Source organism: Bradyrhizobium sacchari, from assembly GCF_002068095.1.
In the GTDB taxonomy this organism is placed as follows: domain Bacteria; phylum Pseudomonadota; class Alphaproteobacteria; order Rhizobiales; family Xanthobacteraceae; genus Bradyrhizobium; species Bradyrhizobium sacchari.
Genome location: NZ_LWIG01000059.1, coordinates 110,250 through 133,337 on the forward strand (window position 1 = coordinate 110,250; position 23,088 = coordinate 133,337).

The window sequence follows — 23,088 nt, forward strand, 5'->3', positions numbered from 1 at the left end:
GTCAAAGTGTTGCAACGGCATGGATAAGCGGTTTCTCGGCGACGTCAGCTTGCGGCGAACCGCCGAGGTAAAGAGCCTTGATGTCGTCGCGGCTGCGTAATTCGACTGACGAGCCGGACAGTACGCTGCGGCCGTTCTCGAGCACGACGGCATGGTCGGCAAAGCGCAGCGCAACCGTCGAATTCTGTTCTGCGACGAGGATCGAGAGACCCTGCTCGCCGTTGAGCTGCTTGAGCGCACGAAAAATGCCTTCGACGACAAGCGGCGCGAGCCCCATCGACGGCTCGTCGAGCACCAGCAGTCGTGGCCGCGACATCAATGCGCGACCGATCGCCGTCATCTGCTGCTCGCCGCCTGAGGTAAGGCCTGAGATCGAGCTGCGGTGATCCTTCAGTCGCGGGAAAAGCTCGTAGATCTCTTCAAGGTCGGCTCGGATTAGGCGAGACTTTGCATCGCGGCCAATGGCGCCGGTGATAAGGTTCTCCTCGACCGTCAGCGACCGGAAGCAATGCCGGCCTTCGAGCACCGGAACGATCCCGGCCCGGACGAGGTTCGCGGGCGATGCGGACACGATGTCGCGGCCGTCGAAAAGAAGCCGCCCGGCCGCCACTTGGCCGCGCCGAGCCGGCAGCAGCGCCGAGATCGCCTGGAGGGTCGTCGACTTCCCGGCCCCGTTTGCGCCGAGGACGGCGACGATCTCACCGCGCCGGACGGTGAACGACACGTCGCTCACCGCGCGATTGGCATGGTTGTAGGTTGCCGCAAGCCCTTCGACCGAAAGCAGAACGTCACTCATGACCGGACTCACCCCGTGAGAACTGCGGAAGCCGAGGCTCCCGCAGTGACCAAAGCTTTGCTTTTCCGCTACTGGCCGACCTGATCATCGCCGGAGGCACGGATCTTGATACTGTGCTCCTTGGCATAGGCGGCCGACGACTTCTCGATGATGGGCCTCAGGGCCGCCCAATCCGGCGCGATCCAGTCCGAGACGACCTTCCACTTGCTGCCATCCCACTGCTGGAAAGTGACCCGGCCGTCCCCTTCGTGATTGTCCCAGGTGACGTTGATCGAATGGAACAGGCCCTTCGCGCCCAGGGCCTCGACCCGTGCCGGGTCGAGCTGGAGGTGCTCAAATCCCCAACGGACCTCGTCGCCCGTCAGAGTGCGCTTGCCGAACTTTGCCTGCGCGATCCGGACAGCTTCGACATTGAGGATGCCGTTTACGATTCCGAGGTTGTGATAGACGCTGCCGATGCGCTTCTTGTCCTCAAGATTGCCCTTGTTCGCGCCATAGACGGACTTGATCACCTCCTGAAGAACGGGATACTCGGCACCCGAGGCCTGGGTCGTGATCGCGATGTAGCCCTTGGCAGCGTCACCGGCGGGAATGACGTCTTCCTCGGAGTTGGACCAGACGTTGCCGATGATGTGATCGGCAGGGAAGCCCACCTTCTGCGCGGTCTTCAAGGCCACCGGATTCATCACGCCCCAGCCTCGCAGCACCACGTAATCGGGCTTCGCCCTGCGGATCGACAGCCATTGCGATTGCTGCTCGTTCCCCGGGTGCGGGACTTCGATCTGCTCCAGCTCAAAGCCGTATTTGTCTGCCAAGAGCTTGTAGATCGGGATCGTTTCCTTGCCGTAGGGCGAACCGTGATAGAGCACGACGATCTTCTTGCCCTTCAGCTTGTCCGCGCCGCCTTCCCTAGAGGCAATGTAGTTCACGATGCCGGACGTCTCGCTGTAGGGATTGAGCAGCAGCGGAAAGACGTAAGGGAATACGCGGCCATCGGTCGAATCGGTGCGGCCATGGTTGATGGTGATCAACGGCACCTTGTCCTTGCTGATCCGGTCGATCATGGCATAAGCAATGCCGACCGACAGCGGGTTCCAGGCCGCAATCCCGGGACGGCTCTTCAGCCGCTCATAAACCTCGACGCCGCGCTCGACCTCGTACTGGGTCTCACCTTCATCCCAGGTGAGCTTGACGCCGTTGATGCCGCCGTCGCGGATGTTGATTAGGTTCAGATAGTCGATGAAGCCCCCGAAAAACCCGGTTCCTCCAGCGGCATAGGGTCCGACACGGTAGCTTTGCAGCGGAAAGAACTGTTCGTCGGCGCGCGCCGCCAACGTACTGGCAAGGCCTACGGCGAGTGCCGCAGCCAGCACCTTCAGACGTCTCATCACGTTCATTGCAAGCTCCTTTGGGTTTTGCAAAAATCTCAAGACGGAAGCAGTGAGCGATTGGCAGGCCGGATGGCGGCCCAGGCGCGGTCCCACAGCGCGATCAGCCCGCGCGGCTCTGCGCTCAGAAAAACGATGATGAGCCCACCGATCACGATGCGCTGGCTCATCTCCAGAACACCCGAATCGAACACGCTGCCGAGCAACGCGGCACCGATCCGGGACAGCAGGAGCGGGAACACAACGATGAAGGCAGCGCCGATGAAGGAGCCCCGCAGCGAGGCCAAGCCGCCAATGATAATGATAAACAAGATCTGGAACGAGCGATCCAGATTGAAGCCGGCCGGCTCGACCGTGCGCAAATATGCGAATGCCCAGAGCACGCCGGCGACGCCGATCAGGAAGGACGAGGCCGCAAACGCAAGCAACTTGGTGCGCAACAGCGGCACGCCGATCACGCGTGCCGCGATCTCGTGATCGCGTACCGCGATGAAGTTGCGGCCGGATTGGGAACGCAGGAGGCGCAGCGTCAGCAGGGTCAGAACGATCACGACCGTCAGCGTGAAGACGTAGCGTTCAGCGGGGCTCGTGAATGCGACGCCGCCGATACTGAGAGTCGGCGCGTCAATCACCCCGGATGGATTGTCGTTGGAGAACCAGCTGAACTTGGTCAGCGCCCACTGCACGAAGAATTGCGCGGCGAGCGTCGATACGGCGAGGTAGAATCCGCGTAGCCGCAGGCTCGGCAGGCCGAATACGATGCCGATGGCCGCCGCAACGCCTCCGGCCAGCACCAGATCGATGAGCAGCGGCAATGCCGGGAAGCGAAGGTGAAGATTGTAGGCGGCGTAGGCGCCGACAGCGAGAAAGGCGGCAGAGCCGAGCGAGACCTGCCCGGCGTAGCCGGTCAGGACGTTGAGCCCGACGGCAGCAAGCGACAGCGCAAGAAACGGCGTGAGCACCGCGTCGAGCAGATAGTCTGTTCCCGCTAGCGGAATGATGCCGTAGGCGGCCACAATCACAAGCCCGATCCACAGCGCCTCGCTGGAGAACCAGTTCGATTTGGCGGAGATGAGAGTCGGCATGATTTACACCCTCTCGACCAGCTTCTGCCCGAACAGGCCCGATGGCCGGATCAAGAGGAGCGCCAGTGCCGCGACATAGGCGGCCCAGGCCTCGATGCCGCCGCCAAAGAGCGGTCCGACATAGACCTCGGCAAGTTTTTCGATGGCGCCCACCAAAAGACCACCGACGATCGCTCCCGTGATCGAATCGAACCCACCAAGGACCAAGACTGGGAGCGCCTTCAGGACGACGAGCGACAGCGAGAACTGCACGCCGAGCCGCGCGCCCCATAGGAGCCCACCGACCAGGGCAACGATTCCCGCCACTATCCAGACCGCGGCCCAGACCCGTGGCAGCCGCAGGCCGACCGCAAGCGCGGCAAATTGATCATCGGCGACGGCGCGAAACGACAGCCCGGTGCGGGTGTAGCGAAAGAACAGCGCAAACAGCGCGACCAGGCTGCCGGCGACCGCTGCCGCAAACAGGTCGAACCGGCTGATCAGCACGCCCGCCACCTCGAACGGCGCGTCGCTGATGCCAATGTCGAGGCCATGCACCTGCGTGCCCCAAAGAAGCTGGGCTGCGCCCTCAATAACGTAGGAGAGCCCGAGGGTCGCCATGAACAGGGTGACCGGCGGCTGGTTGACGAGTGGCCGCAGCACCAAGCGCTCGGTGGCGATGCCCAGCACGACCATGATGACCAGCGTCGCGGCCAGTGCAGCAAGGAATGGCGCGCCCCGCTCGACCAGGCTGACGAAGGTCAGGGCAGCGAACAACAACATCGCGCCTTGTGCGAAGTTGAGTACGCCGGAGGTCTTGTAGATCAGCACGAACCCGATTGCGACCAGGGAGTACATCACTCCCGAGAGCAGACCGCCGATCAGCACCTCAAGCAGAAACTGGTAATCGAACATCAGATCTCAAACTCCGTATCGGTCTCATGCGCGACGCCGAGATAGGCGTCGATCACCGCAGGGTCGGTGCGGACCTGGGCGGGCGTGCCGTCCGCGATCTTTCGTCCGTAATCGAGTACGGCCACGCGATCGGACAGCCCCATCACCACGCCGATGTCATGCTCGATCAGGACGATTGTTGTGCCAAAACTGTCGCGAGCGTTGCGCACATGCTGCGACAGCTCCCGCTTCTCGGCGAGAGTCACGCCCGCGAATGGCTCGTCCAGCAGCAGGAGCTTCGGCCGCGTAACAAGGGCGCGCGCCAACTCGACCCCCTTCTGCACTCCGTAAGGCAGCGTTCCGGCAAGGCGGTCACGAACTTCGGTAAGATGCAGGAAGCCGATCACTTCTTCGGCGGCCGCGCGATTCTCCGCCTCTATCCGCCGCGCCAGTGGCGAGCCGACGATCTGCTGCAAAAACCCCGCACGCACGCGATGCGCCAGCCCCATCAGCACATTGTCGAAGACGGAAAGCCCCTTGAAGAGCGCCAGATTCTGAAACGTCCGCGCCACGCCTAAGCCTGCCAGCTTCGAGGTCGGCACCTCGCGAAAGGAGCGCTCGCCAAACCACACTTCACCGCGATCGGGCCGGTAAAGCCCACTGACGATGTTGAGGAGCGAGCTCTTGCCGGCGCCGTTCGGCCCGATGACTGCACGGATCTCGCCCTCCGCGACGTCCAGATCGACCTCGCGTAGCGCTGCTACGCCGCCAAATGTCAGCGAAATGTGCGCAAGTCCGAGCGCTGGCCGTACGGGGGTTTTGGCAGCGTGCTCCGCGCGTCCCTCCAGCGCCTCCTCGCGTTGTCCGCCCGATGCATCGGCGCATCGGTGTGGAGGACTGTCCTCCAGACGAAACACGCGCGCCCCTGTCGCAATCGCCGTCACGTGGCTGCCTCTCGCTTTGCGCCTATTCGGCGGCCTGAACGCGTACAGGCGTTCTTGCCTCGAGTTCGCGGACCAGCGGGATCACATGCTTGCCGAAATGCTCGACCTCTTCCTGGAAATGCAGGAACCCGAGCAGGATCAGGTCGGCGCCAGCCTGCTTGAGCTCGATGATCCGATTAGCGACTTGCTGCGGCGTGCCAATCAGGTTCGAGCGGAAGCCATCATTGTATTGAACGAGATCCTGGAAGGTGGATTTGGCCCAGTTGCCCTCGCGCTCGGGGCTGGCATTGCCGGCGTTCTGGACCTCGTGGTGGAAGCCGCGCACCGCATCGGGTATCGCCTTGTCGAGGATCTCCTGCAGCACGTCCTTGGCTTCCTTCTCCGTCTGACGAACGATGCCGAAAGCATTGATGCCGATTTTGGTTCGCCAGCTCTTGCCGAAGGTCTTCTCCTTGGTCCTAATGTCCTCGACCTGCGCTTTCAGCCCCTCCGGCGTATTTCCGTTGGTAAAATACCAGTCGGAAACCCGGGCGGCCATGTCGCGGGCCGCGCGCGAGGAGCCGCCCTGGAAGATTTCGGGCAGCGGATCGAGCGGCTTCGGCTTCAGCGAGTAGTCGTTGAATCGATAAAAGTCTCCCTTGAGCGTGAAGCTCTCCTGCATCCAAATCCCGCGTAGAGCGTTGATGAACTCTTCCGAACGCCGGTAGCGCTCGTCGTGATCAAGCCACGGCTCGCCGATCGCATGGAATTCGCCGCGGAACCATCCTGATACAATATTGACGGCAACGCGCCCATTGGTGAGCTGGCTGATCGTCGCAATCTGCTTTGCCGCCACCGCCGGATTCCAAGGGCCCGGAAGAAGGGCAGCAATGACCTTCAGCTTTTCGGTTGCGGCGAGCAACGCGTGCGAGAAGCTCACCGGCTCATGCTGCTTGTCGGCTCCGTAACCCGCCGTGAAACGGATCTGGCTGAGCGCGTAGTCGAAGCCTGCCTTTTCCGCGATCTGGGCGAGCTTACGATTGTAGTCGATGTCCCAGCTGGTGCGCTGCTCGATCGAAGAAATCACAAGGCCGCCGGATACGTTCGGCACCCAGTAGGCGAATTTAACCGGTTCGTTATTCACAGACATCCTGGTTTGTCCCTTGAGAATGACACTTACTGCGAGCAGGCGGCGGCATGAGCGCGCAGCGCCATGCGACCACGCCGCTCAAGACGAGCGAACGCCGACACTGCTGTGCAGCTACGGTTTGCGCTATTGATTTCGAGGAGCTAGAGCGATCTCAGGCCAGATGGTTCTTGCGAATTGAGACGCCACTCAAAATCGACACGGACACAACTGATCGACAAGCTCGCGCATAATCGAATGCCTCATCCTGCCGAAGATGTTGTTGCGCATCATCAGCGCTCCTGAATGGCACCATCGCCTGATGATCAATCCTCTCAGAGATTCCTCGACGGTGCGAGTCCAAGACGAACTATTTTTCGTCGCGCGCAGATAATCTGCTTCCTTTTTTTCGTCGCGCACGCATCGTTTGTTGCTGTGAAGGTGAGGCTGATCATCGCATCAACGCAAAGAGGCTTTTCCAAAGGTCGCGGCCGTTTGGGCGCTCCAGTATGGTCATCTTGGCACTTGATTGTGCGACATCGGCAATCTTGGGAATAGTTGTATTGCATTCGCCGGCATCTGAGACCAAGTGCCCCAAAATCGCTAAACAGCTTGAATTTGCAATTTTTGATGAACGGACACTGTTCTACAGTCGACCATGCAAGCACACTTTGCACCGCGCGGTTTGACTGCTCACGGGTAAGAAGATGAGAGTGCTGCAATAGTATCGATCGCGATCGGAAGATCCTGCTCCTTGGTGGCTGCTCAACGATGTTCGGCGTCCGCGCGCCAGGTATCTGAAAGACCTTGCTCGAATGTGATCTTCTGGACAGCATCCAAACAACTGAAGCAGGTTCCCTATCCGCATGGTCAGGCTGGAACGCCGAGGTCGAGCAATTCGCTCGTCACGAGGGATAAGCAATCGCTCCGCAGGGATTGCTTGGGATAACGAAAATTGCCGAAGGTGATCTCGGGTTACCGTCGTGTGATCAAGAGCCTCTAAATGCTCCCAATCGAGGGCATCGCGGTCGCGGCCGGCTTCGGCTCGGCTGACGCGCTGAGACATCATTTCAGACAGCGAATTGGTACGAGTCCCATGCGTTATCGCGCGGCCGTTCAGTTACCTGCGCGAGCTAGCGCCGAAAATTGCTGAGCAGCATATGGCGGTTGAATCGTTAGGCGCGAGCTTCAGGACGGTCGCCTACTCCTTTTGTCGATTGACCCAAATGCCAAAGCTCGTGCTTGAAGCAAGCTGGCTAGCGTCGGCAGTATCCATGGCGGCCGAAGTCCCCTACGTTTGAGATGATGCAATGATATTCGCACGACTTAAGATTCGATTGTTCGCTACCTTAGGATCCCGCCAACACTCTAAACTTGCGCAAAAAAAGCCCCCTACACGGTGGCGCAGTCAGGAGGAACTGCGAACGCTGATCGACAACGCGGATCTTTCGCATCGTATCCATCAGCGGGCGATTGAGCCCCCTCTATACCAACTCATCGGCTGCATCGTTTATTGCGGTGTAGATTTCGTCGAGGTCTGCCGCCGTGACGCAATACGGCGGCAGGACGTATATCGTGTTGCCAAGCGGGCGCAGCAGTAGATTTCGATCGTTAAAGAACGCCAGAAGCCTCGGACCGATATTGGCGAGATATCCCTCGTCACCCACTTTCAGTTCAAGTGCTGTGATTGTACCGGTCCGACGGACGCTGGTGAATCGCTCATCCCCGCGAAATGGCGCGATCTGCTGTTCCTGCATTGCAGCGACGGAAGCGACGCGCTCGTAAATTTCATTACCTTGCCAAAGATCGAGGTTCGCCTTGGCGGCGGCGCACGCCACTGGATTTGCCGTGTAAGAACTTGAGTGGAAGAAGGTGCGCGCACGGTCCCTCGAATAATGCGCGTCGAAAATCTCCGCGCGGCAGAGCGTCACTGCAAGCGGAAGAGAGCCACCCGTAAGGCCCTTGGAATAGCAGGCAATGTCGGGCGTGACACTTGCCTGTTCGCAAGCGAATAGTGTTCCGGTCCGGCCCCAGCCGGTCATGACCTCGTCGGCAATAAACAGGACGTCTGAGGTCTCACAAATCCGTTTCATTTCCCTCAGGACCCAGGCGGGATACATGAGCATCCCGCCGGCGCCGAGGATCAAGGGCTCAACAATGAAGCCTGCTGGATTTTCGTTGCGACACGCGGCCTCGAGTGCATCGAGCGTCTCTTGTTCATGGCCACGCGCCGGAAACGGAACTGAGGTGACCTCGAACAGAAGCGGCTCGTACGCCGCATTGAACACGCCCCGCGCGCCGATCGACATTGTTCCCACCGTGTCGCCATGATAGGAATGCTGCATCACGACGATACGTGAGCGCGGTTCACCAATATTCCGCCAATAACCAAGCGCCATTTTCAGTGCGACCTCCGCGCTGGTCGAGCCACTGTCGGAGAAGAAGACGTGGTTGAGGCCGCGGGGCGCGAGCTTCAAGAGCAGGGTGGCAACCTGTTCGGCGGGTTCATGGGTGTGGCCCGCAAAGATGATCTGATTGAGAGTTTCCGCCTGCTTTTGAATGGCGCTCACGATCTGTGGATGGCAGTGGCCATGGGTCACGACCCACCATGATGCGATCGCGTCGATGATGCGCCGGCCATCCTCCGTATAAAGATACGCGCCTTCGCCGCGCGCAATCTTTGTCATCCCGCTTTGCAGCGCATGTTGGGTAAATGGATGCCAGATCCGCGACATCGCCTTGTCCATCATTAATCAAAATCGTCGCGATGGAATGAGGCCTTGAAGGTAGTTTGAAGCGCATTGGCCGTGAGCGGAGCAAGCCAGGGTAGTCGGCCGAGCCTCCGTACTCGTCCAATCTGGCAGATCGTGCTCTCCGTATCGATATTCTCTTCTCCGATGAACGCGATACCGAGAATTTTTATGTTGCGATTTCGCAATGCCTCGATCGAAAGCAGCGAATGATTGATAGTACCGAGCGCGGTGCGCGCGCAAAGAACGATTGACAACTGCCATCGCGTAAAGACGTCGATATAAAGTTCGTTACGATTGAGAGGCACCATCAGCCCACCTGCGCCCTCGATCACAAGCGGGCGATCCCCGGTGTCCGGCACCTCAAGCGACACAGCGTCGATGTGCATCCGATCAAGTTCAGCCGCCAGATGTGGTGATGCAGGCGTTTCAAGGCGATACCGCTCCGGAACAATCCGATCGCCGGGAACCTCGGCCAATCGTTTAACCGTCTCGGAATCGGTCTCGCCTCGAAGACCGGCCTGGACAGGTTTCCAATAATTGGCGCTAAGAAAATTGACAAGGCCCGCGGCAAAGACCGTCTTGCCGATGTCAGTGTCGGTGCCGGTGATCACGATTCGCCGAGCCATCTGGCCTCGCTTCCGGTCTCTTCCATTAGGGCATCGAGTAGCGCGCGCACATCGTTTTCTCCGACATTCAGCGTCAGGGAGATCCGCAGCCGAGCTGTGCCCGCTGGCACGGTCGGCGGCCTGATTCCGCGAACGTCAAACCCACGAGCCTGCAGCGCCGAGGCCAGTTTTATGGCGCGCGCATTGTCCCCGACAATGTAAGGGACAATCTGGGAATCGGAGGGACTCCGGCCAGCGCGCAAGCGGATCTCCCGATGTGTGAAGGCGACCAAGCTGGCGAGGCGCTGCAGCCGTTCCGGTTCATCCTTCAAAATTGAGAGCGCCTCCTGCACGGCAACAGCCAGCAAAGGAGACGGGGCGGTCGCAAAGATGAATGGACGGCAACGGTTGACCATGAAGTCGCGCAGCACCCGGCTTGCGGTAACGAGGGCACCAGCAGCGCCCAACGCCTTGCCACAGGTATGCACGACAACCAGGTTCTCGCGACCTTCATACGGAGCGGTCAGCCCCCTTCCCTGCTCGCCGTATACACCAGTGGCATGGGCTTCATCGACCACCAGGAACGCATCATGCCTATCGGCGATGGCGACGAGCTCCTCGAGCGGCGCGAAATCACCGTCCATGCTGTACAGACTTTCGGCCACGATCCAGACGCGGCCCTTTCCGCCTTTGTCGCGCCAGTCCCGAATTGTGTTTTCGACCGACATCGGGTCGTTGTGAGCGCTTTCGCGAAACTCGGCTCGTCCGGCCCGTGCGCCTTCGTGAATACTTGCGTGCACGAGCGAATCGAGCACCAGAAGATCGCCCCGTTGCGGCAGCGTCGTTAGGATGGCAAAATTCGCCATATATCCGGCGCCGAAAAACAGCGTCGTCTCAGCCCCGAAAAAGCGCGCGGCAAATGCTTCGAGACGTTCGTGCTCGTCGCAGTTCCCGCGCAGCAGCCGTGAACCGCCGGCCCCAATCGGAGTGCCTGCTGCAAGTGCCGTCGACACAGCCTTCTTCATGCGCGGCGCACTTGCTAGCGCGAGATAGTCATTGGATCCAAAGTCGATCCCGGAACGGGGGGCGAGGAGCCGCAGCCGGTCCTGCTCCTTGAGCGCTCGCAAGGCGGCTTCATAAATGGCCAGTGTGCCCTTGCGTGTTGAAGCCATCAATCAATCCCGTGGGCAGAGAGGAGTTCGCGCGAATCGTTCGGTCAGGAGCCAATCGCAAAAAACACCCGATGAGGGCCAGCGCCGGGCTCAGGGCCACCCGGTCTGAACGTCGTCATGAGCTGGCGCAGGCTGTCCCCTAACCGGTTGCATTTGGTCGAGATTGGATTTGATACCGAGCCGCCCCAGCAGCCCGGCGTCGCGGTCGCGCTGCGGGTTGCGCGTGGTCAGCAATACGTCCCCGATGAAGATCGAGTTGGCACCGGCAAGGAAGCAGAGTGCCTGCAATTCATCGGTCATGTACTGCCGTCCGGCGGAGAGCCGGACCACGCTTCTTGGCATCATGATGCGCGCTACCGCAACGAGACGCACCACATCGATGGGATCCGGTCGTTCCGCGCTGACGTTGACAGGCACGCCCTTGACCTCATTCCAGAGATTGATGGGAACACTCTCCGGGTGAACGGTCATGTTGGCGAGCAGCACCAGCATGCCAAGTCGATCGGTTGTCTGCTCGCCCATGCCGATGATCCCGCCACAACAGACCTTGATTCCAGCCGCGCGCACGTGGTCTAGCGTTGCGATGCGGTCCTGCAAGGTGCGGGTGGTGATGATCTTATCGTAGTGCTCAGGCGAGGTGTCGATATTGTGATTGTAGAAGTCGAGACCGGCGTCCCGCAGCCGCTCGGCCTGCGATGGCGTCAGCATGCCGAGCGTGACGCACGTCTCCATGCCAAGCCTCTTGACTGCGCTGACCATCTCGCAGACCCGGTCGAGGTCGCGATCCTTCGGATTGCGCCAAGCGGCCGCCATGCAGAAGCGCGCTGCGCCGGCATCCTTGGCACGCCGCGCCGTCGCGATCACGTCCGCCTTGTCCATCAGGCGGGTTGCCTTTAATCCGGTCTCGTAGTGGGCGCTCTGCGAGCAATAGCCGCAATCCTCTGGGCAGCCGCCGGTCTTAATGCTGAGTAGACTAGCCGTCTCCATAAGGTTTGGGTCGAAGTGATGGCGGTGAGTGGTCTGAGCGCGAAACACCAAGTCGGAAAACGGCAGGCCATACAACGCCTCCGTCTCGGCGCGTTTCCAATCATGACGCACGAGTGCGATTTCGCGGTCATCGTTCGGCTTTGCGCACGCGGTATCGGGCGCCTGAATCGTAATGCTTCCAATTGCGGCCATTGCTGCACTTCCTTACACGAGATCAGTCAGAATCGAGGAGGCGGCTTCAATTGAGGCCGCCGATATGGAAGGTCTTCATTTCCAGATATTCCTCGATGCCGACCTGAGCCCCCTCTCGACCAAGCCCCGACTGCTTTACCCCGCCGAAGGGTGCGACCTCCGTCGAGATCAGCCCCGTGTTCAGGCCGACCATGCCAAATTCGAGCGCCTCGCCGACACGCCAAGCACGCTTGAGACTCTCGGTGTAGAAATAGGCGGCCAATCCGAAAGGCGTCCCATTGGCAATCGCGATTGCCTCCTCTTCCGTCTCGAAACGGAAGAGCGGTGCCACGGGACCGAAGGTTTCCTCACTTGCAAGTTGCATCTGCGTCGTTGCGCCGGTCAAGACGACAGGCGCGACATATTGCGTGCCCGGCGGCAGAACGTGCCCCTTAGTGGTGGCCTTCGCGCCCTTCGCGAATGCATCTTCTAGATGGCGATTGATCTTGACCACGGCCGCTTCGTTGATCATTGGACCGATCGAGACGCCAGGCTGCGTACCGTCACCGACCGTCATCGTGTTTACGCGGGCGCTCAGCTTTTCCGCGAACACATCATAGATGCCGGCCTGCGCCAGAATGCGGTTCGCGCACACGCAGGTTTGACCGCCATTGCGAAATTTTGAAACGATAGCTCCCTCAACTGCGGCGTCGAGATCGGCATCGTCGAATACGATAAATGGCGCATTGCCGCCGAGCTCGAGAGAGAGCCGCTTCACACTGTCGGCTGCGCCTCGCATCAGTATGGACCCGACGCGCGTCGATCCGGTGAACGAGATCTTTCGAACCGTCTCATTCTGCAGCAGCTCGTTGCCAATTTCTGTCGGCATACCTGTAACAATATTGACGACGCCCGATGGTATTCCGGCTCGCTCCGCTAGTAAACCAAGCGCGATTGCGGAGTAGGGGGTGAATTCCGATGGCTTGATGACGACTGTACAACCTGCTGCCAGCGCGGGGGCGACCTTTCTCGTGATCATGGCGTTTGGAAAATTCCACGGAGTGATAATGCCGCAAACGCCGACCGGCTCCTTCAGCACCACGATACGGCGATCAGCTGTCGGAGACGGAATCGTATGGCCTCCGATGCGCCGAGCCTCTTCCGCGAACCATTTCACAAAGGACGCACCGTATCGTATTTCGCCTCGCGCTTCGTCCAGCGGCTTGCCCTGCTCCAACGTGAGAAGTTGCGCGAGATCTTCCAGATTTTCGATCATGAGCCTGTGCCAGGCCTCCAGCAAGGCCCCACGCTCGGCATGTGTTTTCCGCTTCCACGGTCCGAAGGCACGTTCGGCGGCTTCGATCGCGGACCGCGTTTCGGCACGCGACATATCTGGGACAGTACCGATCGCCTCCCGCGTGGCGGGATTCATGACCGCAATCGTATTTCCTGTAGCTGCGCCGATCCACTTACCGTCAATCAGGGCAGCCTGAACTAGCAGATTGCCATAGCGTTGATGCTTCATGTCCATAACTCCGCTCGTCGTGTTGGAGGGCCGCATTTGCTGCGGCAGTGGTAAATTCGTCAGGCTTTTTGCGGAACGCCGCCGATGTCTAAAGCTGTCGGGCTTTCGAATTGGATCCAGGGAGCAAACCCGCAAAGGTTTGCATTTGAATGCGCTAGAAGCGGCTAGCCTCCAGCGCGCCGCCGGCCATCCAGCTCTCCAACCAGGCTGTGTGGAAAGCGCCCTCACCCACGTCATTATCCCTGGCAAGTGCCTTATGTAGCGGCACTGTCGTGTGGATCCCCTCTACCTTGAGACTATTCAACGCGGTCTGCAGGGTGACGATTGCGGCGCGACGATCCGGTGCCCAGACAATCAACTTACCGACAAGAGAGTCGTAATAGGGCACTATCCGATAGCCTTCGAACAGCAGCGTATCGAAGCGGATATTGCTGCCTTCCGGTGGGCTATATGTTGCCACCAAGCCGGGCGAGGGCATGAACATCTTGGCCGGATTCTCGGCGTTGATACGCACTTCGATCGCGTGACCGGTTTGCGTGATGTCACCCTGTCCGAACCACAATCGCTCGCCCCCGGCGATCCTGAGCTGGGCCTGCACAACATCAATTCCCGTGATTGCCTCGGTGATTGGATGTTCCACCTGGATCCGGGTGTTCATTTCGATGAAGAAGAACTCCTGAGTCTTGCTGTCGTAGAGGTATTCAAGCGTACCTGCATTGCGGTAGTTCACCCGCCTTGCGAGTAGAACAGCTGAAGCACCAAGGGCATCGCGGACCGACCTCGGCAGCATAGCCGCAGGTGCCTCCTCCCACACCTTCTGGCGCTTGCGCTGAAGCGAGCATTCCCGCTCGAACAAATGCACGACGTCTGTGCCGTCCCCCAACACCTGCACCTCGATATGGCGTGCATGCTGGATGTACCGCTCCATGTACAAACCGTCGTCGCCGAAGGAAGCACGCGCTTCCGCCATGGCCTGCGGCACCAGTTTTTCCAGGCTGGCCTCGTCCTCCACGATACGGATGCCGCGACCGCCTCCGCCGGCGCTCGCTTTGATCATGACAGGATAGCCTATGCGGGCGGCCTGTCGGCGCGCATCGGCGAGGTCACCGATCCGGCCGTCACTTCCTGGAACGACGGGAACGCCCGCTGCCACGGCCTCAGCGCGCGCCATTGCTTTGTCGCCCATCTTTGCGATCGTTGCCGCGTCCGGACCTACAAACGTGATCCCTGCCGCCTCTACAGCTGAGACGAACCGCGGGTTCTCGGACAAGAAGCCGTAGCCCGGGTGCACCGCGTCGGCGCCACTTGCCTTGATTGCCTGAACGATCGCCTCCACGTCCAGATAAGACTTCGCGGCTTGCGGTGGACCGATCACGACCACCTCGTCGGCCAGACGGCAAGCAAGCGAGTCCAGGTCCGCCTCGCTTGCAGCCTGAACGGTCCGAATCCCCAAGGCCTTTGCCGCCTTGTTAATTCGCACGGCAATTTCGCCGCGATTGGCGATGAAGAGCGACTTGATAGCCATGACGAGCTACTCCAATTCAGCAATGGCTTGATCGGCGTCGACGGTGTCGCCATCCTGCGCCAAAAACCGAGCGAGCGTGCCGGCAACGTCCGCCTCAACCGGAAAGAAGGATTTCATCGCTTCAATGAGCCCGATCGTTTCGCCGGCCGCGACGGGATCACCTTCCTGCTTGAACGGAGCGGCGTCCGGGGAGGGTTTGCGATAGAAAAGACCTGGCAGGGGCGCCAGAACTTGTTTGACCATGTCGGACATTTCCTCTTCTTAAGGATCAGGCGTTTACAAGAATTTCGCGCACGCAACGTTCAGCAATTTGCTTGGCCATGCGTTGAGCTTCCGCGACGCTGACGAGCCGGAAGTGCAGGTGCTCCCCGGGCCTCGCCTGACCCAACTTCCAGAATGCAGCTGAGGGAACCGTATAGGGGTTGATGAAGCCTCCCATTGAGGGACCGTCATTCACCAGTATGATAGGCGTTTGGCCGGCGAGATTGATCGCTCCCAAAGGATAACCGTGATCGATAATGTTGGACGGTAACGATCCGTGTTCTTTCGGCTTGTTGTAAGCCTTCTCTGTGAACGTCCATTCGGGGCCTTGCAGGCGGAAGCCGGTGCGATCCGACTTGGCGGAAAGTGTCCACGCCGAGCTCAGAAAGCGCTTCTTACCAGCATCGTCGATCCAGTCATCATTTGGCCCCGCGCAGACCTCGATCGTCCACGTTCGGTCTGTGCGGATGTCAGGCCTATGCTCGTTGGGAACCAAGAGGCCGGGGGTCCCTCTCCCTTCAGCAACTGGCAAGTCCTGTCCGGCCTTGATGGAATGGCCATCTATGCCGCCGACGCCAGCTTTGTTGAAGGTGGAGCGCGAACCAAGCCTTTCCTCATTCGCGAACCCACCAGCGACCGCGATGTAGGCACGGCCACCGACACGAGCTGCCCCTAGGGCAAGTGTCTGCCGCGCTCTTACGGCGACCGACTGCCACATGGGGAATGGCTCGCCATCGAGTGCCGGGCGCATGTCTGCACCCGTAACGGCGATCACGGTGTCAGCATCGAAGAAAAGCGTAGGCCCTAGGAACTGGCATTCAAGGCCCGCAGCTCCGGGCTGATTGCCGACGAGCACGTTCGCGAAGCGGAATGACCAGCTATCCATAGGACCAGAGGGTGGAAAGCCTTGATTCCAATATCCGATGCGGCCTGGATAGTCTTGGATCGATGTTTCAAGTCCGGCTTTCAAGACCTTGATCATGTCGATACACGCGCGTTGTTGGCCCCGCCCACCTTCGAGACCCAGTTGTTGTAGTTACGGACCGCGAACTTCTGGTATTCCACGATCGTGTAGTCGTAGCACCCCTCCTTCACCGCGACCTCAGCGTCGTCGTATTCCTCGCGTGAGACTGGAACGAACTTGATGCGATCTCCTGGACGAAAGAGGCACAGACTTCCCTCGAAAGCCGGGCGTTTGCCAGTCGGATCCCAGATTGGCACCGGCGTGCGCGCAAAGATCTGGTAGCCGCCGGGCGTGGCGACAGGATAGATGGAGTTTGCCGCGCCGCCCAATCCAACCGCCCCCTCCGGCGTGTCCGTCCGCGGAGGGTTGTATTTGGGGGCCGTCAGACGCGCCCGCGGGTCGAGCGCCATCAAGAAAGGCAGCCCCGGCCAGAAGCCCAGTGATGCAACCCAATACTCCGAGGACGAGTGAAGCCGAACGAGATGGTTGGTATCCTTAAGGCCATTTTGCTGCACCAGCAGCTCGGGATCTGGCACCTTCCTCGCGATCTTCGCGCAGTAGTCTTCGACACAAGCCTTCGTCCACGGATCGAGGTAGAGGGTCGGCAGGTAGAACAGCCGGCTTTCCAATTCGATATCGTCCGATGAGCCCAGAGAGCCCAAAAGCCGAGAGAACTCGCGCACTACATCATCATAACCGATCAGCGTCGGCTCATAATGAACGAGAAGCGAAGCAAAGCAAGGCGCCGTTTCGATGACGCCCTTCACCTTTGCCTCCGCAGCCGCTGATGCCAGGCCTTGTGCCGTGAAGTTGAGATCGAGATTCATCTCGTTACCAAACTCAATCAGCAGATATCGGTCGCCAGCAGGCAGACACTTTGGCTGTTCGTAAATCACAAACCCCTCCTCGCTGACCGTCAACTAAGGTTCTCGGCGGATCGCCATTGGGCTGCATCGTCGAGCGCATCGCTCAGACGGGCGACCAATTCGTGCACCTGATCCTCATTGATGATGAGTGGAGGGCACAGGGCGATCGTGTCGCCGATCGCGCGCACGATGAGGCCGTGGTTTTGGGCCGCCACAAACGCCATTGCTCCAAGCTTGCCGGCGGCGCCAAAAGGACGACGTGTTTTCTTGTCGGAGACAAGTTCAATCCCGGCTATTAGCCCTGCTCCTCTCACTTCGCCTACAAGCGGATGTTCGCTAAGCTCGCCAAGCCGAGTCTGAAGAATTCGCCCCATACGCGCGGCGTTTCCAACGAGATCGCGCTCTTCGATGATCTCGAGATTTTCCAAAGCTACCGCGGTCGCAACAGGATGTCCTGACGCAGTAAACCCGTGACCGAAGGTACCGATTTTCGCCGTGTTGTCGGCAATGGCATCGTAAACCTTTTGCGAAAAGATCACAGCGGCAAGCGGCATGTATGATGAGGTCAGCTGCTTCGAGACAATCATGATATCCGGCGTAAAATCATAGTGCTCGCAGCCAAAAGCCGCTCCTAGCCGCCCGAAGCCACAAATCACCTCGTCGGCGACCAGCAGAATGTCATACTTGCGGCACAGCGCTGCGATGCCTTGCCAGTACCCTGCAGGAGGCGGCATCACACCGCCGGCCGCCATAAGCGGCTCGCCAATGAAGGCCGCGACCGTTTCTGGCCCTTCCTGTAGGATCACCGCTTCGGCCTCCGCGACGAGGCGCGCGGCAAATTCAGTCTCTGTTTCGCCGGTGTGAGCGAAACGATAAAAATGCGGACAGGTTAAGTGGGTGACAGGAATAATCGGCAGATCAAAGTCGGTATGGTTGTTAGGCAGCCCGGTCAAACTGCCCGACGCCACCGTGACACCGTGATAGGCGCGATTGCGCGCAAGGAACTTCTTTTTCTTGGGTCGCCCCAATGCATTGTTCATGTACCACACCATTTTAATCATGGTGTCGTTGGCTTCCGAACCAGAGCTCGTGAAGAAGACGCGGCTCAGGGGAGCGGGGGTCATTCCGACAATTTTTTCAGCGAGCCGGATCGACGGCTCCTGCGCCTTGTGGCTGAACGTGTGGTAGTAGGGAAGCTTGGCCATCTGCGCGCTCGCGACTGCCACAAGCCGAGGTTCATCGAACCCGACAGCCACAGACCACAGCCCCGCCAGACCCTCGATATATTCCTTGCCGGCATCATCGTAGACGTAGATTCCTTTACCGCGATCAATGATGAGTGGTCCTTGCCGTTCATGGGCGCGCGCATCCGTGTAAGGGTGCAATGTTTTGGAGACGTCGGTATGAGCTAGCGAATTCGAAAGCTGTTTGACCATCGTGGTAGTCCTTACTATCGGCCGTCCGAGTGGCGTGCCCCGGAGCAACACCTCAGATATAAAAACGGTGCGGGTGGCGTCTTCGTTGGAAACGGAGGCGGCCGGATCAAAACAGGCCGCCCAGCACTTCGTCAGCGCTTGGTTGCGTCCGTGAGCCGATAGCGATCGAGAACGACCGCACCAACGAGCACGAGCCCCAGCACGATCATCTGATAGTTCGAGCCTATCCGTAGAAGGTCCATGCCGTTCGCCAGCACGGTGATGAAGACCACGCCCATGAACACTCCGGTCGGCGACCCCTCGCCACCACGAAGGGAGCATCCGCCGATGACCGCTGCCGCGATCGAATTGAGCGGAAATTCGCCGCCGAGCAATGGTTCGCCCGAGGACACGCGTGCGGTCAAAAGCCAGCCAGCGAAAGCGGTGATCGTCGCGCACAGCATATAGCAGGCGATAAGATAGCGGTTGATTTGTACGCCGGCCACCATGGCAGAGCGGATGTTGGAGCCGATGGCATAGATGTAGCGGCCGAAACGCATCTGCCGGACGAGTAGAAAGATGGCGAGCAGTGCTGGCAGTGCGAAGAAGAACGAGACAGGCAGGCCGAGGAAGAAACCAGATCCGATGCCATAGACGAAGTCACGCGGCAGGCCGCTTACCTGCAAGCCCTGTGAGATAACAAGCGTCACGCCGCGGAAGATCGAGGCCGTCGCGAGGGTCACAATGAAGGCGTTCACCTTCAGTACCGCGACACCAAGCCCATTTACTAACCCACAGACCAGACCTACGAGAATGGTCGCGAGGAAACCTGCGCCAATAGCAAAACCAGGTGCTTCCGGAAAGGCCAGCGAAACCGCAACCATGACCTGCGCCGATATGATGGAAGTCAGCGCAACAACTGAGCCCACCGACAGATCAAAACCGCCAGCAAGCAGAACAAGCATCTGCCCGAATGCAATCAGCATCAGGAATACGCCTTGTTGCAAGATGTTGAGCAAGTTGGCCGAGCTGAGGAAGCGCGGATTTCCAAGCTGGAACACCACGATACAGATAGCCAACACGATGGGCAGCGCACCGAACGTCAAGAGTGTCGATACGGCATTAGCGCCTGCTGAAGGTTTGATACCTGCCTGGGAACGAATCAGAGTCATTGAAGATCCTTTTACGGCGTCTCGCCAAAGGCGTATGCGATAACGCTTTCCTCGTTAATCTTATCTCCCTCCAAGCTCGCCGTGCACAAACCCTCGTGCATCACGTGGACACGATGAGAGAGATGAACCAATTCCTGAAGATCGGAAGTGATGAGAAGGATTGCAGCGCCTTCGGCGCACAGCCGTTGGAGTTGATGGTAGAAGTCGAGGCGAGCGCCAACGTCGATGCCTGCCGTCGGTTCATCGAAGATATAGAGATTCCGTTTGCGGCTCAGCGCTCGGCCAAGCACCACCTTTTGCTGATTCCCGCCTGAAAGCTCCTGAACTGCTTTGTTGGGCTCAGCGGGTTGAACTTTCAGCCTTGCGAGCAGACTGTTCACAAGCTTCGCGAGGACGCCAGTTCGCACAAAGCCCGCGTACGCGGACCCAGCCTCCCCGAGCACTTCAATTGCCATGTTTTCGGCTATCGGGCGGTTCAGCGCGAGCGCCTCACCTCGTCGGTCCTGCGGCAGGTAAACCAACCCGCGCTTAAGCATGGCGGGCGGGGAATGGGCCTTGATGCTTTCGCCGACGAGCACAATTTCCCCGGCATCAATCCCCTGCAATCCGAAGATCGCCCGGGCGACCTCCGCCTTGCCGCAACCAACAAGCCCACCAAGACCGACAATCTCGCCGGCCTTAACCTCAAATGAGACATTCTTGATCTTGTGCCCGGAGCAAAGCCCTTTCACCTCCAAGACAGCGTGGCCTGGAGTATGTGGAATCTGGGGATAGAAATTCGCTATCTCCCGGCCAACCATCTCAGCAATCATCCGCTCGTTGGTCACGTCTGCAAGCCGATGAAAACTCACAAAGCGTCCGTCTCGCAGGATCGTCACGACGTCCCCAAGGCGCCGGATTTCCTCCATCCGATGGCTGATGTAGAGAATGGCCCAGCCCTCTCTTTTCAACACCTCCACCGTGGAGAACAGGTGCTCCGATTCGTCGTGGCTGAGGGTTGCGGTAGGTTCGTCTAGAATCAAAGCACCAGGCTTTCCGCCGAGCGCGCGTACGATTTCCAGGAGCTGCTGTTCAGCGCGTGTCAGGGTGTCGACGCGTGCGTCCGGGTCGATGGCGACGCCGAGTTTCTCCATCGACTTCATCATTCCGGCGCGCATTGCGGCCTTGTCAAGAAACCCGCCTCGTGTTTTTTCTCTGCCAAGCGCATAGTTTTCCAGCGCTGTCATCGACGGCGCCAGGCCAAAGTCCTGCAAGACGGCGTTGACTCCACTCTCGCGCGCCTCCAACGGGGTAAGATCCGGGCAGGCACGCCCGCACAGAACGCGCGCGCCTTCATTTGGCCTGTTTGCTCCAATAAGCAACGAAACAAGCGTTGACTTACCCGCCCCATTCTCTCCGAGAAGCATATGAACCTCGCCGCACCGAAGCGTGAGGCTCACATCCTTCAATGCCGCGAAACTTCCGTAGAATTTGGATACGCCGGAGAGCGAGGCAAATACCTCACCCTCCTGAAGGTCGCTAGCGATGGTCATTTCTTGGTCGCTTCGATCGAAAACTCGACCTTGTATCCCGCGGGCGCGAACATGTCGGTCTTGCTAACCGATTTGACCGTTTCCGCGGTCACCATCTGGGGCTTCGGCCCCGCGCGCTTGGCCTGCAACTTCTGGCCTTGCAACAGTCGAAGGACCATGTCCACGGCAAGACGCCCCTGCAGAACAGTAAAGTCCGTCGGCGAAGCTTTCGCGGCTCCAGCGGCGATATCATCGTAGACCGGCGGGATAATATCGAACGCTGCGACGCTGACCTTCCCTCCTAGATTAGCGTTACGGACTGCGACCGCTGCCGCCTGAGCGGCAATGTCCACGCCGACTAACCAGTTGAGCTTGTCGTACGTCTGTAGCGCGTTGTTGATCATATCGAGCTGGACATTCAGGCCGGTATCGCCGCGCCGCGTCACCGCAATCTCGACTTTCGATTCCTTGATTGCATCGCTGAAGCCACGCACCGCGTCGTCGGACCAGCCCGCTCCCTGCGGGCCCGGAAAGAAGCCAACGACGGTGGGCTTTCCATCAGACTGCTCAACGATGTATTTTCCGGTCTTGTAGGCGAGGTCGTAGAAGCTGACGAGGGCATGACCGGAAACGCTTGGCTCTTTGACGCCATTGACGAAATCGATCACCGGAATGCCAGCATCCGTCGCCCTCTTGACCAGCGGCCCGACACCGTCAGCGCTGATCGCGCCGAGAATGATGCCGTCGAATTTCTGCGCGATGCAGTTATCCATCTGGCTGAGCTGGGTCGAAAGGTTCGTGTACCCTCCGGCCTCGTAAAGCGTCATTGCCGTGCCCGTACGACGAATCTCGGCGGCGACGCCATAATCGGCGGCAACCCAATAGCTGTCTTTGAGATGCGGGAAGAGGACACAGATGTTCCAGGGCTTCGTGACTTCATCGGCGCTCAGAAGCTTCCAGTCGGCATCGGTCTTCTTTTCCCCGTCGACAAGCTGCACAGGGAAGCTTGTAACCGGCTGCTGGCTATGCGCACTTCCCACGAAGGCGCAACCCGCCAGGGCCGCAAGCACGCTCTTCCTCATCAGTCCTCTCATTTTCCATTTCTCCTGAAAGAGTATGTTCTGTTGTTCTTCGGGTCTTACGCCCGATTGCTTTACCGCTGAGCGGTATCGAGCACCCGGCGCATGGCTGCGGCGACGTCCCGCGCATTGGGCGGATCCGAGTGAATGCAAACGGTTTGGAAGGAGACGTTGAGGAGAGTACCGTCGACCGCCTCGACTTTGCCCTCCCGCACCGCGCGCTCGAGACGGGCGGCCGCCTTTTCGATATCGACCGCGGACTGGGTCCTCGGAATGATCAGTTCACCGGCCGGGCCGTAAGAAAGATCGGCGAAGAACTCCGCCACGAAACGTGCCCCCACTGCTCTGGCCGCGCTCTCGTGAAAAGTGCCTGCCATGCCGAAGAGGGGAAGGTCGAAGTTCTTCGCGGCCTCCGCCACTGCGGTAGCGAGCGCCATGTCGCGCGCGGCCATACCGTAGATGATGCCGTGCGGCTTCACGTGGTTCAGGTTTTTCCCGACGGCACGAGCAACACCAGCTAGAGCGCCAATCTGATAGATAAATGCCGCGCGCAGTTCTTCGGGGGACAAGCGCAGCTCACGCCGGCCAAAGCCTTCACGATCTGGCAGTGAGGGATGAGCCCCAATGCTTTTGCCCTCGCGAGCAGCCAGCTCGACCGCACGCATCATGGTCATTGGATCGCCGGCGTGAAAGCCGCACGCGATATTGGCGCAATCGATGAAAGGCATGATCCCCGCATCGTCGCCAAAGCGCCAATTGCCGTAACTTTCCCCCATATCGCAATTCAGCGTGACGCTCATCCCATCAATCCGTCTAGTGTTATAACAGTATTCTGCCCGTCCCGAATTTTAATGTCAACGGGCCTGTTCAGTGTTATAACAAAAAGATCCA

At 59.4% G+C, this 23,088-nt stretch carries 20 protein-coding genes; all 20 read right to left on the reverse strand.

Annotation, left to right across the window (positions count from 1 at the left end; translation table 11 throughout):
• Position 1: 1 nt before the first annotated feature.
• The 20 genes from A5906_RS36355 to pxpA all read right to left on the reverse strand — a co-directional run bounded on the left by A5906_RS36355 (position 2) and on the right by pxpA (position 22,997).
• On the reverse strand, positions 2-796 hold the full coding sequence (locus A5906_RS36355) for an ABC transporter ATP-binding protein (RefSeq protein ID WP_080139956.1): 795 nt from the start codon (positions 794-796) through the stop codon (positions 2-4).
• A 68-nt stretch (positions 797-864) separates the two neighbouring features.
• Complete coding sequence (locus A5906_RS36360) at positions 865-2,184, reverse strand: ABC transporter substrate-binding protein (RefSeq protein WP_430642446.1); 1,320 nt, start codon at positions 2,182-2,184, stop codon at positions 865-867.
• A 38-nt stretch (positions 2,185-2,222) separates the two neighbouring features.
• Positions 2,223-3,269 carry a branched-chain amino acid ABC transporter permease gene (locus A5906_RS36365; RefSeq protein ID WP_080139958.1) on the reverse strand — a complete coding sequence of 349 codons (1,047 nt, stop codon included), beginning with the start codon at positions 3,267-3,269 and terminating at the stop codon, positions 2,223-2,225.
• 3 nt (positions 3,270-3,272) lie between these two features.
• Entirely contained in the window at positions 3,273-4,163 is an 891-nt protein-coding gene (locus A5906_RS36370) for a branched-chain amino acid ABC transporter permease (protein WP_080139959.1), read from the reverse strand.
• Positions 4,163-4,990: an ABC transporter ATP-binding protein gene (locus A5906_RS36375; protein ID WP_245327099.1), complete on the reverse strand. Its 828-nt coding sequence runs from the start codon at positions 4,988-4,990 to the stop codon at positions 4,163-4,165. Before A5906_RS36375 ends, A5906_RS36370 begins: the two co-directional genes overlap by 1 nt.
• A gap of 118 nt (positions 4,991-5,108) precedes the next feature.
• Positions 5,109-6,215, reverse strand: a complete 1,107-nt coding sequence (gene sfnG / locus A5906_RS36380; RefSeq protein ID WP_080139960.1) for a dimethylsulfone monooxygenase SfnG — start codon at positions 6,213-6,215, stop codon at positions 5,109-5,111.
• Between the two features lie 1,460 nt (positions 6,216-7,675).
• A complete protein-coding gene (locus tag A5906_RS36385; RefSeq protein WP_080139961.1) occupies positions 7,676-8,941 on the reverse strand; it encodes an adenosylmethionine--8-amino-7-oxononanoate transaminase in 1,266 nt (421 codons plus the stop codon).
• Positions 8,941-9,570, reverse strand: a complete 630-nt coding sequence (bioD, locus tag A5906_RS36390) for a dethiobiotin synthase (RefSeq protein ID WP_080139962.1) — start codon at positions 9,568-9,570, stop codon at positions 8,941-8,943. The genes A5906_RS36385 and bioD overlap by 1 nt, the downstream gene beginning before the upstream one ends.
• Positions 9,552-10,721, reverse strand: coding sequence for an 8-amino-7-oxononanoate synthase (locus tag A5906_RS36395; protein WP_080139964.1), 1,170 nt, complete (start codon positions 10,719-10,721; stop codon positions 9,552-9,554). The genes bioD and A5906_RS36395 overlap by 19 nt, the downstream gene beginning before the upstream one ends.
• Positions 10,722-10,811: 90 nt before the next feature.
• The gene (bioB, locus tag A5906_RS36400; RefSeq protein ID WP_080139966.1) at positions 10,812-11,900 is read right to left on the reverse strand and encodes a biotin synthase BioB; all 1,089 of its coding nucleotides are present in this window, start codon (positions 11,898-11,900) and stop codon (positions 10,812-10,814) included.
• A gap of 46 nt (positions 11,901-11,946) precedes the next feature.
• Entirely contained in the window at positions 11,947-13,404 is a 1,458-nt protein-coding gene (locus tag A5906_RS36405; protein WP_080139995.1) for an NAD-dependent succinate-semialdehyde dehydrogenase, read from the reverse strand.
• Between the two features lie 154 nt (positions 13,405-13,558).
• Positions 13,559-14,929 (reverse strand): acetyl-CoA carboxylase biotin carboxylase subunit, encoded by a 1,371-nt coding sequence (locus A5906_RS36410; protein WP_080139968.1) that lies wholly within the window; start codon positions 14,927-14,929, stop codon positions 13,559-13,561.
• Between the two features lie 6 nt (positions 14,930-14,935).
• Complete coding sequence (locus A5906_RS36415; protein WP_347337637.1) at positions 14,936-15,181, reverse strand: acetyl-CoA carboxylase; 246 nt, start codon at positions 15,179-15,181, stop codon at positions 14,936-14,938.
• A gap of 16 nt (positions 15,182-15,197) precedes the next feature.
• Positions 15,198-16,172: a 5-oxoprolinase subunit C family protein gene (locus A5906_RS36420; RefSeq protein WP_080139971.1), complete on the reverse strand. Its 975-nt coding sequence runs from the start codon at positions 16,170-16,172 to the stop codon at positions 15,198-15,200.
• Positions 16,169-17,074, reverse strand: a complete 906-nt coding sequence (locus A5906_RS36425) for a 5-oxoprolinase subunit B family protein (protein WP_201723818.1) — start codon at positions 17,072-17,074, stop codon at positions 16,169-16,171. Before A5906_RS36425 ends, A5906_RS36420 begins: the two co-directional genes overlap by 4 nt.
• On the reverse strand, positions 17,071-18,456 hold the full coding sequence (locus A5906_RS36430) for an aspartate aminotransferase family protein (protein ID WP_080139974.1): 1,386 nt from the start codon (positions 18,454-18,456) through the stop codon (positions 17,071-17,073). Before A5906_RS36430 ends, A5906_RS36425 begins: the two co-directional genes overlap by 4 nt.
• A 131-nt stretch (positions 18,457-18,587) precedes the next feature.
• Positions 18,588-19,607 (reverse strand): ABC transporter permease, encoded by a 1,020-nt coding sequence (locus tag A5906_RS36435; RefSeq protein ID WP_080139976.1) that lies wholly within the window; start codon positions 19,605-19,607, stop codon positions 18,588-18,590.
• Positions 19,608-19,618: 11 nt separating this feature from the next.
• The gene (locus A5906_RS36440) at positions 19,619-21,139 is read right to left on the reverse strand and encodes a sugar ABC transporter ATP-binding protein (protein WP_080139978.1); all 1,521 of its coding nucleotides are present in this window, start codon (positions 21,137-21,139) and stop codon (positions 19,619-19,621) included.
• Positions 21,136-22,212 (reverse strand): TMAO reductase system periplasmic protein TorT, encoded by a 1,077-nt coding sequence (gene torT / locus A5906_RS36445; protein WP_080139980.1) that lies wholly within the window; start codon positions 22,210-22,212, stop codon positions 21,136-21,138. The genes A5906_RS36440 and torT overlap by 4 nt, the downstream gene beginning before the upstream one ends.
• Positions 22,213-22,271: 59 nt before the next feature.
• Entirely contained in the window at positions 22,272-22,997 is a 726-nt protein-coding gene (gene pxpA, locus A5906_RS36450) for a 5-oxoprolinase subunit PxpA (protein ID WP_080139981.1), read from the reverse strand.
• Between the last annotated feature and the right edge of the window lie 91 nt (positions 22,998-23,088).